The sequence below is a fragment of the Nocardiopsis sp. LOL_012 genome (assembly GCF_048060475.1).
In the GTDB taxonomy this organism is placed as follows: domain Bacteria; phylum Actinomycetota; class Actinomycetes; order Streptosporangiales; family Streptosporangiaceae; genus Nocardiopsis.
In genome coordinates, this window is the sequence record NZ_JBHMIV010000005.1 from 143886 (window position 1) to 158440 (window position 14555).

14 protein-coding genes, 1 tRNA gene and 1 other RNA gene are annotated in these 14555 nt (G+C 71.0%); 5 read left to right on the top strand and 11 right to left on the bottom strand.

The window, feature by feature from the left end:
- Positions 1-2 precede the first annotated feature (2 nt).
- The 5 genes from ACFHWE_RS05120 to ACFHWE_RS05140 all read right to left on the bottom strand — a co-directional run bounded on the left by ACFHWE_RS05120 (position 3) and on the right by ACFHWE_RS05140 (position 1863).
- On the bottom strand, positions 3-440 hold the full coding sequence (locus tag ACFHWE_RS05120) for a phosphohydrolase (protein WP_416599472.1): 438 nt from the start codon (positions 438-440) through the stop codon (positions 3-5).
- A 124-nt stretch (positions 441-564) separates the two neighbouring features.
- Complete coding sequence (locus ACFHWE_RS05125) at positions 565-1047, bottom strand: GntR family transcriptional regulator (RefSeq protein ID WP_416599428.1); 483 nt, start codon at positions 1045-1047, stop codon at positions 565-567.
- An 80-nt stretch (positions 1048-1127) separates the two neighbouring features.
- Entirely contained in the window at positions 1128-1286 is a 159-nt protein-coding gene (locus ACFHWE_RS05130; protein WP_416599429.1) for a hypothetical protein, read from the bottom strand.
- On the bottom strand, positions 1283-1612 hold the full coding sequence (locus ACFHWE_RS05135; RefSeq protein ID WP_416599430.1) for a hypothetical protein: 330 nt from the start codon (positions 1610-1612) through the stop codon (positions 1283-1285). The genes ACFHWE_RS05130 and ACFHWE_RS05135 overlap by 4 nt, the downstream gene beginning before the upstream one ends.
- The gene (locus ACFHWE_RS05140) at positions 1609-1863 is read right to left on the bottom strand and encodes a hypothetical protein (protein WP_416599431.1); all 255 of its coding nucleotides are present in this window, start codon (positions 1861-1863) and stop codon (positions 1609-1611) included. Before ACFHWE_RS05140 ends, ACFHWE_RS05135 begins: the two co-directional genes overlap by 4 nt.
- A gap of 186 nt (positions 1864-2049) precedes the next feature.
- Between ACFHWE_RS05140 and ACFHWE_RS05145 the strand changes: the two genes are divergently transcribed.
- Both ACFHWE_RS05145 and ACFHWE_RS05150 read left to right on the top strand, forming a co-directional pair.
- Complete coding sequence (locus ACFHWE_RS05145) at positions 2050-2784, top strand: XRE family transcriptional regulator (protein ID WP_416599432.1); 735 nt, start codon at positions 2050-2052, stop codon at positions 2782-2784.
- A 385-nt stretch (positions 2785-3169) separates the two neighbouring features.
- A complete protein-coding gene (locus ACFHWE_RS05150; protein ID WP_416599433.1) occupies positions 3170-3478 on the top strand; it encodes a hypothetical protein in 309 nt (102 codons plus the stop codon).
- A gap of 719 nt (positions 3479-4197) precedes the next feature.
- Here ACFHWE_RS05150 and ACFHWE_RS05155 read toward each other — a convergent pair.
- The 4 genes from ACFHWE_RS05155 to ACFHWE_RS05170 form a co-directional block, all read right to left on the bottom strand.
- Positions 4198-5598 (bottom strand): alpha/beta hydrolase domain-containing protein, encoded by a 1401-nt coding sequence (locus tag ACFHWE_RS05155; RefSeq protein ID WP_416599434.1) that lies wholly within the window; start codon positions 5596-5598, stop codon positions 4198-4200.
- Between the two features lie 72 nt (positions 5599-5670).
- Positions 5671-7086 carry an alpha/beta hydrolase domain-containing protein gene (locus ACFHWE_RS05160; protein ID WP_416599435.1) on the bottom strand — a complete coding sequence of 472 codons (1416 nt, stop codon included), beginning with the start codon at positions 7084-7086 and terminating at the stop codon, positions 5671-5673.
- Between the two features lie 218 nt (positions 7087-7304).
- The gene (locus ACFHWE_RS05165; RefSeq protein ID WP_416599436.1) at positions 7305-7871 is read right to left on the bottom strand and encodes a PadR family transcriptional regulator; all 567 of its coding nucleotides are present in this window, start codon (positions 7869-7871) and stop codon (positions 7305-7307) included.
- Positions 7872-7891: 20 nt separating this feature from the next.
- Positions 7892-9907 carry an FAD-dependent oxidoreductase gene (locus ACFHWE_RS05170; RefSeq protein ID WP_416599437.1) on the bottom strand — a complete coding sequence of 672 codons (2016 nt, stop codon included), beginning with the start codon at positions 9905-9907 and terminating at the stop codon, positions 7892-7894.
- A 201-nt stretch (positions 9908-10108) separates the two neighbouring features.
- Here ACFHWE_RS05170 and ACFHWE_RS05175 point away from each other — a divergent pair, with 201 nt between their 5' ends.
- Positions 10109-10549 carry an SdpI family protein gene (locus ACFHWE_RS05175; protein WP_416599438.1) on the top strand — a complete coding sequence of 147 codons (441 nt, stop codon included), beginning with the start codon at positions 10109-10111 and terminating at the stop codon, positions 10547-10549.
- A 77-nt stretch (positions 10550-10626) separates the two neighbouring features.
- On the opposite strand, the gene ACFHWE_RS05180 is transcribed toward ACFHWE_RS05175, so the two are convergent.
- Positions 10627-10714: transfer RNA gene (locus ACFHWE_RS05180), tRNA-Ser, on the bottom strand.
- A 65-nt stretch (positions 10715-10779) separates the two neighbouring features.
- Positions 10780-12120, bottom strand: coding sequence for a DUF2252 domain-containing protein (locus ACFHWE_RS05185; RefSeq protein WP_416599439.1), 1341 nt, complete (start codon positions 12118-12120; stop codon positions 10780-10782).
- Between the two features lie 132 nt (positions 12121-12252).
- Between ACFHWE_RS05185 and ffs the strand changes: the two genes are divergently transcribed.
- Together ffs and ACFHWE_RS05195 are read left to right on the top strand one after the other, a co-directional pair.
- Positions 12253-12348: signal recognition particle sRNA small type (ffs, locus tag ACFHWE_RS05190), an RNA gene on the top strand.
- Between the two features lie 115 nt (positions 12349-12463).
- A complete protein-coding gene (locus ACFHWE_RS05195; protein WP_416599440.1) occupies positions 12464-14527 on the top strand; it encodes a DNA polymerase III subunit gamma and tau in 2064 nt (687 codons plus the stop codon).
- Positions 14528-14555 lie beyond the last annotated feature (28 nt).

A 14555-nucleotide genomic window follows, 5' to 3' on the forward strand; every position in this document is an offset into this window, starting at 1 on the left:
GGTCAGCCCACTTCGGCGAGTCTCTGTTCGGTGACGCGCACCGAGGCGGTCAGCAGCGGTGAGGAGCGGGTGATGGAGCGGTGCACGACGTGGTCGGGCTGGTAGCGCTTCAGGATCTCCGCGAGACGGCGTTCGACCGGCAGGTGCACCCCGTCGGGGCCGGTGGTCATGTCCGAGTAGGTCAGCGCGTCCAGCAGCCCGTCCCCGGGGTGGGCGAACTCCCCTTCCAGGAGGCCGGGCATCCCGCGTTCGGCGGCTTCGACCACGGCGCAGGAGTGGTAGGCCACCAGGGACACCAGGGCCGGATCCGCGCCCTGGACGTCGCGCAGGTACCGGGCGCCGTCCAGTGGATGAAAGCCGGTAAGCGCCAGCTCCGGCGAATAGCCGATGTCGTGCAGCCAGGCGGAGGCTTCGACCAGGTCGGCGTCCGCACCGAGCACGCCTTTCAGGGTGCGGGCCTGTTCGGCCACGCCCTGTGTGTGCGCCCACCTTCGGGGCAACGGCTGTTCGAGCAGTTCTCGCGCGAGTTCCCGCGCCCAGTGAACATGTCCCACATGCGCAAGGCTAACCCGTAGCCGTTTCCCCGCCCTTGACGAACCTTCCCTTGCCGCGGACGACGCTGATCAGGCCGGTGCCCTCCAGTTCGGAGAGGGCTTGACGGGCCGTCCCCCGGGAGACCCCGTACCGGTCCACGATCGCGGCCTCACTGGGCAGGGGGTCACCGGGACCGAGTCGGCCGCTGGTGATCTCCTCCCTCAGTTCGGCCGCGATGCGGCGGTACTGGACCGGGGGGCGGCCGTCGTCAGGCCCTTCGCGTTCCTCGACGCTGCACACGATGCGCCCGGTGCCTTGGAGCGCGCGGATCAGCCGTTCCTTCTCCAGAGCCGCCAGAGCCCGCCGGACCGTGGTCCGCGAGACACCGAACTCGGCGCTGAGCGCGGATTCGGAGGGCAGCACATCACCCGGGGCGAACTCCCCGCTGTCGATACGGGTCTTCAACGACGCCGCGATCTGGTGGTAGGTCCCCCATGGGGTGCGCGGGCTCACGTGGGCTCCTCCAGGCAGGACAGCAGACGACAAACGGTGCGTGGCAAGGATAGGCACCGGCCGGTGCCCGGTGGCGAAGGTCAGTCGCCGTAGACGTAGGTGGACTCGGTCAGGGGCGAGGCATCCAGCGCCAGTTGCCAGGCGATCACGTCGCCTTGGCGCACGACGGCCCGGTGTTCCTCGTCGGTGAGATCGTCCGGGACGGGGTCGGCCTCACCGGCCCGAAGGTCGCCGATCACCCTCGTTCCTCCTTCGCCGGGAAGACCGGAGGAACACCGCGTTTACGTAGGCGCTCTTCCAACTGGTCGGGGGTGTACTCAATCTCGGTACGCCAACTGGCACGGCTGTCGTGGGCGGTGGCCACCCACAGGCGACCGGTCCACACGATGCGGTGCGAGCGCCCCCAGCGCTCACGGAACCGCTCCAGGACCACGCGCGGCGGTTCCCAGCGTGCACCGTGGGCATCCATGTGGTCGCCGTCATGGCCGGTTTCGCGTTCGCAGGTGCGCGGGAGTCCCGAGGGGTTCAGGCTGGTCTCACCGCAAGGCGGGGATGTTGTGCTCATGCGGCGACCGCCTCCGGTCGGGACAGCTCCAGAAGCAGGTCCAGGCCGCGGTTGGGTCGCGTGAGGGGACGTGCGAGGGGCCGGACCTTCGGTGTGGTGTGCAGGACGTAGGGGCGGACGATGTCCGCCGAGGCGTGGACCGGGTAGGCCGGCGGCGACGGCGTGAACGGGATCGGCGCCCGGGGGCGAAGGGTGGCCGGCCTACGCGGGGTCGGTTCCCGTGTCCGGAGGTAGGCGAGCAGGTTCCGCATGGGTCCCCCTGGAGAGGTTCGGATGCAGGCCCCGGCGGGATCGACGGTGTGCGCCGGAGCCCTCGTACATGCGGAAACGATGCTCTGAGTAAGCGGACATGTGTACCACGTATCGGACAAGTTCAGGGACGTCTAGGGACGTCTTCTGTTATCGTCGGGTTCCCGACCCCCGAAGGGCACCGCGACGTGAACGCTGCACTGCACCAGGCACTGACCGCGTCCCACCTCACCGAGACCGACGTGGCCGCACACCTGGCCGTCGACCCCAAGACCGTCCGCCGATGGCTGTCCGGACAGCGGCCCTACCCCCGCCACCGCTGGGCACTCGCACAACTCCTCCAGGCCGAGGAGGAAACCCTGTGGCCGCCACAGGAGCCGCCCCGCGACGAGAAGGCCCCCCTGTCCGAGCACGCCCACCGCGTCTACGCCCACCGGTGGCAGGTCTCGCGGGAGGTCTGGCACCGCCTGTTCGAGGAAGCGGAGCAGGAGATCGGGATCCTCGTCTACAGCGGCTTGTTCCTCGCAGACGACGCCGGAATCCTGGACGTCCTCACAGCACGTGCCCGCGCGGGGGTAAGCGTGCGGATCCTGCTCGGAGATCCCGACTCACCCGAACTCCAGCGCCGGGGCCAGGACGAGGGAATCAGGGACGCCCTGTCGGCCAGGGCACGGAACGCGATACTGCTGTTCCACCCACTGGCGGAGGTCGACGGCGTCGAGATCCGGACACACGCGACCGTGCTGTACAACTCCATCTACCTGACGGAGAAGCGGTTGCTGGTCAACCAGCACATCTACGGCCTGCCAGCGGCCAAGTCCCCCGTGGTCGAGATCGACCGCACCACGTCCCCCGAGATGGCCGAGACCTACATGCAGAGTTTCCATTTGGCATGGACGTCCGGGAAGCCCGTCACCGAGTAGTCCCGGCCCTGTGGTTGCCGAGTTGGGCTGTATGGGATCAAGGCGACGGCGCAAGCGCCGTCGCAGCGGCCTACGGCCACTGCTCGGGCTGCGGGCTGCCGCCCGGTCCCGAGCGCGGCCGATGGCCGTACTACTTGGCATCATGACGCGACCCAGGGACGAACGGTTGCCGTTCGAGAGAAATTGGCTTCTGACGTGCTCAGACCCCGAGGCACCCGGTAGCGGAGTGCGACTGTCATGGGTAGCTGACACCAGCGCTACCGGGCACCTCGGACCGGCTGAATCGCAACCCACTGTTGTGGTTACTCAGGGCAGCGCCCCGAGTGCGTGAACGCTCTACCTCGCAGTGGGTACGATTCCCTTCCAACCACAGGAGGCGACGCCTATGTCACTGGTTCGCAAAGGGTCCCGCCATATCACCGTGGACGGCACCGGCTACCGGTGGCGCGTCCGACGTCGGCCGACCTACGCACAGGCCCTCTGCGAGTTCCCCATGACCTTCGCCGTGGAACTGGCGGAGGAGCCAGGGCAGACCCTCGTAGTCGCCACCCAACACCCGCATCCCGGATCCTGGCTGTCGGACGCACCTCCCGTTCCCGTGACGCCGGGTATCGTCTCCACCGCCATCCGAAGCGCTCTCGCGCAGGGGTGGTCCCCGGCCTGCCCCGGATCGGCCCACCACATGAAGCTCTAGCCACCGAAAGTCCGTGCCCGTTGCGTGCCCGTTCGGATGGCGACAGACGGGGACTCACGGTCATTCAGACGGCAACCTTCCACGAAGTGGCAGGTCAGGGGTGCGCAGATCAGCGGGATTCCACGGCCTCGAATTCCCAAGCTGATGACGTGCTCGGATCCCGAGATACCCGACAGCGGAGGCGTCTGTCTTGGGTGACTGACTCCAGCGCTGTCGGGCACCTCGGACCAAAACCGTGGTTGCCGAAGACTGGGGCTGGGGCAGCAGTGGCGAGAGTTCCAGGAGTGCGCGGCCTAGCTGGGGCGAAGGGCTATGGCGGGCATGCAGAGCAATGCACATTCGGTGCACACGGTGTCCGGAGGGCACCGGGAACGTTGGGAACCGATAGGGGTTCCCCCGCAGGTCAGCAACGGTTTTCGGATCCGGACAGCAGATCACTTCCACGCTTCGATAGGTCAACCCTTCGAGGGTTCGAATCCCTCCTCCACCGCCGCAGGCCGGTGTCCACCCAGGTGGACGCGGGGCCTTAGAGGTAGCGAGGGCCGGTGGGTTCCGGATGACGGAACCCACCGGCCCTTTCGCGTGCCCGGGACCGGCCCGGCCCGGCCCGGCCCGGCCCGGCCCGGCCCCCGGAACGGAGAACCGCCCCCGGTCGTCCCGGGGGCGGTCCTCCTCGCACTCAGTGGTCCCAGCACTCAGTGGTCAATACGTCGAGGCGGTCACTTCGCGACGTCGGACCGGGCGGCCTCGACGCGGTTGCGCAGCGAGTCCGCCAGCGGGATGTAGCCCTCGCGGACGTTGGTCCGCTCGGCCGCGACGACCTGGCGCACGTAGGAGCCGTGCGACTTGTAGCGCTCGGCCAGCTCCTCGTCCGAGTACGGCTCGTACGAGCCGAAGAGGACGCAGAAGAAGTCCGAGGGGCTCGCCGCGGTGTTCACACCGGTGTTGAGGGCGGTGGGCGCCTCCACCTGGGAGAGTCGGATGCCGCCGAGCGCGTGGCCGTCCTCGTCCCGGGCGATACCGCCCTCGGCGGTCCGCTGGATCGGGTCGGCCTCCGGCGGGGCGGTGCCGTCGGCCGCCCACGAACTGAGGTGGTCGTAGGAGGCGTTGAGCACGTGGTGCAGCGGTGCGCGGCTGAACGGCGGCCGGGCACAGCTGTAGTCCGGCTGGCCGCCGGGCAGGTCGCGCTCCTCCACACCCTCACGCGCGGCGCGGCCACCCCACCCGGAGTGCGCGGTGCCCGCGACCTCCCAGATGTGCACGTTCTCGCCGACGGGCTGGGCGGGGAACAGACCGAGGTCGGTCTCGGAGAGCACCTGGAAGGCAGGCTCGGGCCGGTCGCTCGTGGGGGCGGAGCCGACGATGAAGCCGTAGCCGTCGAAGACCGGCTCGACGTGGGGCAGCACCCGGTCGTAGTAGGCGGTCATGCGGCCCGCCGACTGCGAGGCGCCGATCGCCAGGAACTGGTCGAGGCGGATCCGGCCGAGCAGCGGGCTGTCGGAGCCGCGGAGCGCCTGGGCGGCCTGGGCGAAGATGTCGTAGGACAGCTGGTCGTCCTCGACGGTGCCGCCGTCGGTGACGTCCAGGTCGCCGTAGCGGGCGGGGCTCCACTCGGTGAGATAGGAGACGCCGACGTTCTGGGCGGAGACGCCGACCCAGGTGTAGCCCTCGCGCATGATGTGCTCGGCGCTGGGCGACCACAGGGCGTCGATGTCGTAGCCGGCGCTGACGTTCTGCCACTCCACCAGCGCGGTGCCGTTGGAGTCCCACCGGTGCTCGGGACGGCGGACGACGACCCTGGTCTTGTAGGGGTGCTCGGAGGCGACCGCGCCGTCGGCGTACTGGTGGGCGGTGCCGGAGATGAAGAACTCTTCTTCGACGTAGTCGTACCGGTCGAGGTCGGCGTCGGTGGCGAAGAAGGGGTAGGTGTCCTCGATGCTGTCCGCGGCGGGGTCACCGGGGGCGGCGCCCGGGAGGGGGCCCTCCACGTCGGGCACGGGGACCGGGATCAGGTCGGCGGAGGGTTCGGCGGGCAGCGGGGCGGCGGAGGCCAGTGGGGCGGTCAGCACGAGGCCGACGCCGATGGCGACGACCGCCGTTCCCAGTCTTCGTGGTAGCACGGGCACGATGACATCCCTTCTCAGCGGGGGTGGGGGGTGGTGCGGGTGGCCCCGGAGGGCCACCCGCACCCTTTATCGACCGACGTCGGACCGGGCGGCCTCGACGCGGTTGTGCAGGGAGTCGGCGAGCGTGATGTAGCCGTCACGCACGTTCTGGCGTTCGGTGCGGGCCACCTGGCGCACGTAGGAGCCGTGCGAGCGGTACAGCTCGTCCAGCTCCGCCTCGGCGTAGGGCTCGTGCGAGCCGTACAGGGTGCAGAAGAACGCGCTCTCCTGGGTGGCGCCGGTGTTCACGCCGGTGTTGAGGGCGATGGGCACCTCGACCTGGGAGAGTCGGATACCGCCGAGCGCGTGGCCGTCCTCGTCCCGGGCGGCGCCGCCCTCGGCGTTGCGGACGATCGGGTCCGCGGCGGGCGGTGCGGTGCCTCCGGCGGCCCACGCGCTGAGGTGGTCGTAGGCGGAGTTGAGCACGTGGTGCATCGGAACCCGGCTGAACGGCGGTCGGGCGCAGTCGGCCGCGGTCTCCTCGCCGAGGTCGCGCGCGACGACGGCTTCCCGGGCCTCGCGGCCGCCGGCGCCGGCGTGGCTGGCTCCGGCGACCTCCCAGCGGCGGAGGGTGTCGGTCTCCTCCGGCAGCACGAAGAAGGGCAGGTTGATGTCGGTCTCGGAGAGCACCTGGAAGGCGGGCTCGGGCCGGTCGTTCACGGGGGCGGAGCCGACCATGAAGCCGTAGCCGTCGAAGACCGGCTCGACGTACGGGAGGATCTCCTCGTAGTAGATCGTCATGCGGTTCGACGACTGCGAGGCGCCGATCGCCAGGAACTGGTCGAGGTCGATGCCGCCCGCGAGGGCGCTGTCGGAGGAGCGCAGCTCCTGCGCGGCCTGGGCGAAGACGTCGTAGGACAGCTGGTCGTCCTCGACGGTGCCGCCGTCGGTGACGTCCAGGTCGCCGTAGCGGGCGGGGCTCCACTCGGTCAGGTGGGAGACGCCGACGTTCTGGGCGGAGACGCCGACCCAGGTGTAGCCCTCGCGCATGATGTGGTCGGCGCTGGGGGACCACAGGGCGTCCAGGTCGTGGCCCGCCGTGACGTTCTGCCACTCGATCAGGGCGGTGCCGTTGGAGTCCCACCGGCGCTCGGGGCGGCGGACCACCACACGCGTCTCGTAGGGGTGCTCGGAGGCGACCGCGCCGTCGGCGTACTGGTGGGCGGTGCCGGAGATGAAGAACTCTTCTTCGACGTAGTCGTACCGGTCGAGGTCGGCGTCGGTGGCGAAGAAGGGGTAGGTGTCCTCGATGCTGTCCGCGGCGGGGTCACCGGGGGCGGCGCCCGGGAGGGGGCCCTCGACCTCGGGGACCGGAACGGGGACGAGACCTTCGGCGGAGGGCTCGGCGGGTGGCGGGGCGGCGGAGGCCAGCGGGGCGGTCAGCACGAGGCCGGCGCCCACGGCGAAGACCGTCGTTCCCAGTCTCCTGGATGTCGCGGACACAGTGGTGTCCTCCTTCGGGGGCTCGGGGGAGGGGCCGGAAACCGACCACTGTCGGCCCCGCGAAGGTATAGCGGTGTGTCAGAGCCCACAACGGTTTGGGGGGGTGCCCGGATATGAACAGGTCATTTTCCTGATATCTCGGCCGGTGGCAGCCGGGTCGACCGGTGTGCCCCCGGATGGACGGCCGACGCTGGACCGCGCCGACGACCGGGGAGGGGTCAGCTCTCCGCAGCGGTGCCGCGGGCCACGCCTTCGAGCCCCTCCAGTTCACCGATCGCCTCGTCCAGCCAGGTGACCCAGAAGCTCTCCAGGTCGATACCGGCTCTGAGCACCAGGCGCTGGACGCGCTCCCGGTCGGTGCCGCGCCGCCGCTCGGTGTCGCGCCGTTCGATCGAGCGGTACTCCTCCAGCCGTGCCGCGTGCAGGCCACGGTGCCGGTGCATCTCCGCCATGAGCCCGCCCAGGCCGACGACCCCCGCCGCGCGCAGGCGCAGCGGCAGGGGGTCGCGGGTCGGCCGCGGCTCCTCGGCCTCGTCCACCCAGCGCTCCAGCTCGGCCCGGCCCTCCGGCAGCACCTCGTACTCCTTGCGCATGCCCCGGCTCGGTACGTCCGAGGGCAGCGCCCGGATCAGCCCCGTCTTCTCCAGCTTGCCCAGTTCGCGGTAGATCTGCTGGTGGGTGGCGGACCAGAAGTAGCCGATCGACCGGTCGAACCGGCGGGTCAGCTCCAGCCCGGAGGACGGCTTCTCCAGCAGGGCGGTGAGGATCGCGTAGGGCAGGGACATGGGCGCATTCTAGGTTCGCCTCACAGGGCGGCGGCCAGTTCCGTGCCCTGGGCGATGGCGCGCTTGGCGTCGAGTTCGGCGGCCACGTCGGCACCGCCGATCAGGTGCGGCCTCCGGCCGGCCGCGGTCAGCGCGTCGGCGAGGTCGCGGCGCGGCTCCTGGCCCGCGCACACCACGACGGTGTCGACGTCGAGCACGCGGGGCTCGTCGTCCACGGTCAGGTGGAGGCCGTCGTCGTCGATGCGCTCGTAGTCGGCGCCCGCGATCATCTCCACCCCGCGGTGGCGCAGTTCCACGCGGTGGATCCAGCCGGTGGTCTTGCCCAGGCCCGCGCCGACCTTGCCGGTCTTGCGCTGGATCAGGTGCACCTTGCGCCGCGGTGCCGGGCGCTCGGGATCGGTGAGCCCGCCCGGGGTGGTGTGGCCGGTGTCCACGCCCCACTGGCGGAAGAACTCCGCGGGGTCGAGGGAGGCCTGCTCCCCGCCGTCGGTGAGGAACTCGGCGACGTCGAAGCCGATGCCGCCGGCGCCGATGATCGCCACCGTGGCGCCGACCTCGGCGCCGCCGCGCAGAACGTCGGTGTAGCCGACCGCCTTCGGGTGGTCGATACCGGGGATCTCCGGGGTGCGGGGGGTGACGCCGGTGGCGATGACGACCTCGTCGTAGCCGTCGAGGTCGTCGGCGGTGACGCGGGTCCCCAGGCGCACGTCCACACCGTGTTCGGAGAGTTGGACGCGGTAGTAGCGGAGGGTCTCGTCGAACTCCTCCTTTCCGGGGATCCGGCGGGCCATGTCGAACTGGCCGCCGATCTCCTCGGCCGCGTCGAAGAGGGTGACCGTGTGGCCCCGCTGCGCGGCGGACACGGAGCAGGCGAGCCCGGCGGGGCCCGCACCGACGACGGCGACGCTCTTGCGGGTCCGGGTGGGGGAGAGGACGAGTTCCGTCTCACGGCAGGCGCGGGGGTTCACCAGGCAGGAGGCGGCCTTGCCGCTGAAGGTGTGGTCCAGGCACGCCTGGTTGCAGCCGATGCAGGTGTTGATCGCCTCGGGGGTGCCAGCGGCGGACTTGGCGACGAAGTCGGGGTCGGCGAGCAGGGGGCGGGCGAGCGAGACCATGTCCGCGTGGCCCTCGGCGAGGATGCGTTCGGCGACCTCGGGGGTGTTGATGCGGTTGACGGCGACGAGGGGGACGCCCACCTCGCCCATGAGCTTGCGGGTGACCCAACTGTAGGCGCCGCGGGGGACGGAGGTCGCGATGGTGGGGACGCGCGCCTCGTGCCAGCCGATGCCGGTGTTGATGATGCTGGCCCCGGCCGCCTCGATCTCCTTGGCGAGCCGTACGACCTCGTCGAAGGTGGAGCCGCCGGGGACCAGGTCGAGCATGGACAGGCGGTAGACGATGATGAAGTCGTCCCCCACGCGGGCGCGGACCCGCCGCATGACCTCCAGGGGGAAGCGGACGCGGTTCTCGTAGGAGCCGCCCCACCGGTCCCGGCGCTTGTTGGTGGCGGGGGCGATGAACTGGTTGATGAGGTAGCCCTCGGAGCCCATGATCTCGACACCGTCGTAGCCGGCCCGCCGGGCGAGTTCGGCGGAGCGCGCGTAGGCGTCGATGGTCCGCTCGATCTCGTCGTCGGTGAGTTCGTGCGGGACGAAGGGGCTGATGGGAGCCTGGATGGGGCTGGGGGCCACCGCGTTCTCGTTGAAGGCGTAGCGGCCGGTGTGCAGGATCTGCATGGCGATCCGGCCGCCCGCCCGGTGGACGGCGTCGGTGACCGCGCGGTGCCGGTCGGCGTCGGCCTCGGTGGTCATGGCGGCCCTGCCGCTGGAGGTGGCGCCCTCGGGGGCGGGGGCGATGCCGCCGGTGATGATGAGGCCTACACCGCCGCGGGCGCGCTCGGCGTAGAAGGCGGCCATCCGCTCGAAGCCGTCGGGGGCCTCCTCCAGGCCGATGTGCATCGAGCCCATGATCACTCGGTTGGGCAGGGTGGTGTGGCCCAGGTCCAGTGGTTCCAGCAGGTGGGGGTACTCGCTCATGTGCCTCTCCTCGCGCGGATGCTCCGTCGGGCCGGTGTCCGGACGGCCCACACCACATTATGCAACGAGTTGCAAAATGGTTCGGAGGGAGCCCCCGGATCCTGGACCGGGCCACGGTCGCCGGTTCGTGGCGGGAACGCCCGGGGCCTCGCACGCGTCGTTCTCCCGGAGCCCCACGACGAAGGGCGAGGAGTACCGACCATGGCCCCCCTCACGCTCCCGCTGAACGCACAGGCCGAGCCGTACGGGCGCTTCCCCCATTCGGACGGTCACCTCGACGGCGCGCCGCTGGTGTACCTGGCGATGATGCTCACCGCCGTGGCCGTCTACCTGCTGTACTGCGCCTACCGGGGGTGGCGCGGAGCCCTGCCGCCCAACCCGCTGTTCGGGATCCGCACCGGGTACACGCGCTCGGGGGAGCGGGCCTGGTACGCAGTCCACCGGCGGATCGCGCCCTGGCTCGGGGGTTCGGGGGCCGTGCTCCTGCTCACCGCGGCGGCCCTCTTCCCCGCCCAGTTCCGGGACGGACAGCTCGTCGTCCTCCCGGCGGGTGCGGTTCTGGCCGGTGCCCTGGCGGTGGTCGGCACAGCTCGGGCGACCCGGTCCGCCCGCCGGGAGGAGGGCCCGGAAGAGGCCGACTGAGACCAAGAATGAGACCACGCACGACGAAGGCCCGGGGCGCTGGTGCGCTCCGGGCCTTCGTTTCGGCTGGTGAGCCGTGGCGGAGGATAGGGGATTTGAACCCCTGAGGGATTGCTCCCAACACGATTTCCAATCGTGCGCCCTAGGCCACTAGGCGAATCCTCCGCCGACAACTCTACAGGCTCACGGGGGATGGTTCGAACGGTCGCCCCGTGGCCGGTCCGCGCGGGTCAGCTCTGGCTGGACAGGACGCCCTTGATGGTGTTGTTGCGGAAGGCGTCGACGAACAGCGCGTGGTCGGCCCGGGCCTGCGCGGCGTAGGCGTGCGCGAAGTCCACGCACCACGACGCGAACTCCTCGTCGCGTCCGTCGAGGACACCGGCCACGGCCTCCTCGACCACGCCGCTCACCAGGCCGGAGTCCGCGTGCGAGTCCGACACGCAGTGCGCCTTGGCGGTCGCGCGGCCCAGGTAGTCCAGCACGGGGGCGATCTCCGACGGCTCGGTGAGCCCGCTCCAGTCCAGGTCGTTGGTGTAGGGGGAGATCTCGCTGACTACGAAGCCGGCACCGTCGATACTGGTGTGGCCCAGCAGCGGGTCGGCGTGTGCCTGGAGCGCCCGCTGGGACACGGCGGTGCGGTGGCCGTGGTGCTCGAAGGCGTCCATGATGTACTGGTCGGTCACCACCCGTGACGGTGCGGCGACGTTCCCCTGCTTCATGGACAGGACGATGTCGTTGTCCCACGCCTCCGAGCGGCCCTCGATGAGCAGGGTGTAGGCGGGCAGCCCGGCGGAGCCGATGCCGAAGCCGCCGCTGCCCACGACGTCCTTGACCGCGTACTCCAGCGAGGAGAAGCGCTGGTCCTCGGGGATGGTCCCCAGGTAGGCGTCGTAGGCGGCGAGGGTCCTCTCGCGCTCCTCGCCGCCCAGGCGGCGCACACGCGGCCCCTCGCGGAACCGGCGGTCGTACCCGTCGCGCTCGGTCATGGACGACAGCATCGCGGCGCGGCTGTTCAGCCGGGTCTGCTGGAGGACGTCGTGCACGGTGCCGTCGGTGTTGCCCAGCTTCAGGGAGAACTCCGAGTCCCCGCCCCGGTCGGCGAACTCGCGCACCTGGGTGGTGTAGGCGCGGACGTAGCGCCGCACCAGGGCGGAGATGTCGTCGTCGGACAGGGCCTTCTGCCACCCGATGAGGGCGATGCTGGCCGCGAAGCGCAGTACGTCCCAGGTGAAGTGGCCCAGGTAGGCCTCGTCGAAGTCGTTGACGTCGAAGACCAGGCGGCCCGTGGAGTCCATGTACGTGCCGAAGTTCTCCGCGTGCAGATCGCCCTGGATCCACACGCGCGAGGTCTGCTCGTTCGCCCACGGGTCGGGCATGCCGGCCACGTCGGCGTAGTAGAGCGGTGCGGTGCCGCGGTAGAAGGCGAAGGGATTGGCGGCCATCTTGCGGAACTTGACGCGGAACGCGGCGGGCGCGTCGCTCATCAGGTCGGCGAAGGCCGTCTCCAGGGTGTCCACGATGAGTTCGCGGCGCCCAGGCGAGTGGTCGGTGGGTGATTCAGGGGTGAACATGGTGCCCATGATGGAATGAGATGTCCCTGTTCCTCCACATGTTCAGGCGCGTTTGGCCACATGTTCACAGGCATGGCGGCACGGGTGGGCCGAGGGGTGACGGAGGGCCTCCGGGTTCGGTTACACTCGGATTCAGACCCCTCGTGCGGCGTCATCCTATGAACCTCCCCAGGGCCGGAAGGCAGCAAGGATAAGTAGGCTCTGGCGGGTGCGCGGGGGGTCCTTCGCTTTCCCTCCTCTCCTCCGCGGGCCGAACCCCACACGTCTTCCGGATTCGAACCCGAGCTGTCATCGTGTGCGGGTTGAATGGGGGCGTGGCAGGGACCAGGGGAGTGATCACACCGTGAGCATCGCGCTGTACCGCAAGTACCGTCCGGCGACGTTCGGTGAGGTGCGCGGACAGGAGCACGTGACCGACCCTCTGCGCCAGGCGCTGCGCAGTGGCCGGATCAACCACGCCTACCTCTTCAGCGGCCCGCGCGGCTGCGGCAAGACCACGAGCGCCCGCATCCTGGCGCGCTCGCTGAACTGCGTGGAGGGCCCCACCCCCGACCCCTGCGGCGCGTGCGAGTCCTGTGTGGCGCTCGCCCCCGACGGCGGCGGCAGCATCGACGTCATGGAGATCGACGCCGCCTCCCATGGCGGTGTCGACGACGCCCGCGACCTGCGGGAGCGGGCCTTCTTCGCGCCCGTCGGATCGCGCTACAAGATCTACATCATCGACGAGGCGCACATGGTGACCCGGGAGGGGTTCAACGCGCTGCTCAAACTCGTCGAGGAGCCCCCCCCGCACCTGAAGTTCGTCTTCGCCACGACCGAGCCCGAGAAGGTCATCGGGACCATCCGGTCGCGCACGCACCACTACCCCTTCCGGCTCATCCCGCCGAGCACCCTGAAGGAGCTCTTTGAGGACCTGCTCGGGCAGGAGGGGATCCCCTACGATCCGGCGGCGCTCCCGCTGGTCGTGCGGGCCGGGGCCGGTTCCGCGCGGGACGGGCTCTCCGTGCTCGACCAGCTCATCGCGGGTTCGGGCGAGGAGGGGATCACCCGTGAGGGCGCGGTGTCCCTGCTCGGCTACACCGATTCCCACCTGCTCGGCGAGATGGTCGACGCGCTTGGGGCACGGGACGGGGCCGCTGTGTTCGGCCTCATCGACCGCGTGGTCGAGGGCGGCCACGACCCGCGCCGGTTCACCGCCGACCTCCTGGAGCGCTTCCGCGACCTCGTCGTCCTGGCCGCCGTCCCGGACGCCCTGGACAAGGGGCTGGTCAACGTCGCGCCGGAGGCGGCCGAGCGGATGCGGGACCAGGCGTCGCGGCTGGGTCCGGCCGAGCTCACCAGGGCCGCGGAGATCCTCAACCAGGGGCTGACCGAGATGCGGGGGGCGACCGCTCCCCGCCTGCTCCTGGAGCTCATGTGCTCACGGGTCCTGCTCCCGGCCGTGTCCGGGGACGACGCCGCGGCCCTCATCGCGCGCCTGGAGCAGGTGGAGCGCCGTCCCGCCGCGAGCGCGGCTCCGTCGGCGTCCCTGGCCCCGCAGACGACCGCGCCCCCGGCCCCCGGAGCCGCGGCCTCCGCGCCGACCGCGACTCCCGCTGGTCCGCCGCAGCCGCCCTCCGAGCCGGCGCCCCCGGCCCCCGCACGGCAGTCACCGCCGCGGCCCCAGACCCGGTCGTCCGAACCCGACGGTTGGTCCGCGCCGAGGCAGGCCCCTGCGGCCCCGGAGGCCCCTGCCCCCTCCCCCGGCGGGGCCGTGGACCTGAACACGCTCCGAGGTGCCTGGGAACAGGTCCTGGAGGCGGTCAAGGGCCGCCGCAGGTTCACTTGGATGGTCCTGACCGGCAGCAACGCCCACCCGGTCGGGGTGGAGGGCAGCACCGTCCTGCTGGCCTTCAACCGCCCCAACGACGCCAAGGGATTCACCAACAGCGGGGGCGACCAGCTCGTCGCCGACGCGTTCCGGCAGGTGCTGGGGATCGAGGTGCGCGTCGCGGCGGCCGGGTCGAACCCCGGGACCGCACCCGCGCGCCGTCCCGCGCCCGCCGAACCCGTCGGCTGGGACCCGCCCGCGCAGCGGCCCTCCGCGCCGCCCCGGCCCGAGCCCGCACCGGCCGGGCCCCCGCCGGACAAGGTGGTCCCCGGGCTTCAGGCACCCCCGCCCGACCCGTTCGAGGACCCCTCGGCCGCGCCGCCGCCGGAACACGTGGATCCACCGGAGCCGACCCGGAAACCGGCGCCGACAGCTCCGGGACCCGCCCCCGCGGCACCGTCGGCCGGCGCCTCCCGGAGCGGCACCGGAGCCGGTGGGACCTCCGCCGCCTCGTCGGCGGGCGGGGCCTCTCTCATCGAGTCCGAACTCGGCGGCCGCGTGATCGAGGAGATCGAACACGAGGCCCCCGCCGAGTAGCGGTCCGGCCGGGGCGTCCGGCGCCGCT

Excerpts from the sequence above, each read along its gene's own strand:
- ACFHWE_RS05135 (WP_416599430.1), bottom strand. The coding sequence starts at position 1,612 with ATGAGCACAACATCCCCGCCTTGCGGTGAGACCAGCCTGAACCCCTCG.
- ACFHWE_RS05140 (WP_416599431.1), bottom strand. The coding sequence starts at position 1,863 with ATGCGGAACCTGCTCGCCTACCTCCGGACACGGGAACCGACCCCGCGT.
- ACFHWE_RS05150 (WP_416599433.1), top strand. The coding sequence starts at position 3,170 with ATGTCACTGGTTCGCAAAGGGTCCCGCCATATCACCGTGGACGGCACC.
- ACFHWE_RS05165 (WP_416599436.1), bottom strand. The coding sequence starts at position 7,871 with ATGTCCCTGCCCTACGCGATCCTCACCGCCCTGCTGGAGAAGCCGTCC.
- ACFHWE_RS05170 (WP_416599437.1), bottom strand. The coding sequence starts at position 9,907 with ATGAGCGAGTACCCCCACCTGCTGGAACCACTGGACCTGGGCCACACC.
- ACFHWE_RS05175 (WP_416599438.1), top strand. The coding sequence starts at position 10,109 with ATGGCCCCCCTCACGCTCCCGCTGAACGCACAGGCCGAGCCGTACGGG.
- ACFHWE_RS05185 (WP_416599439.1), bottom strand. The coding sequence starts at position 12,120 with ATGTTCACCCCTGAATCACCCACCGACCACTCGCCTGGGCGCCGCGAA.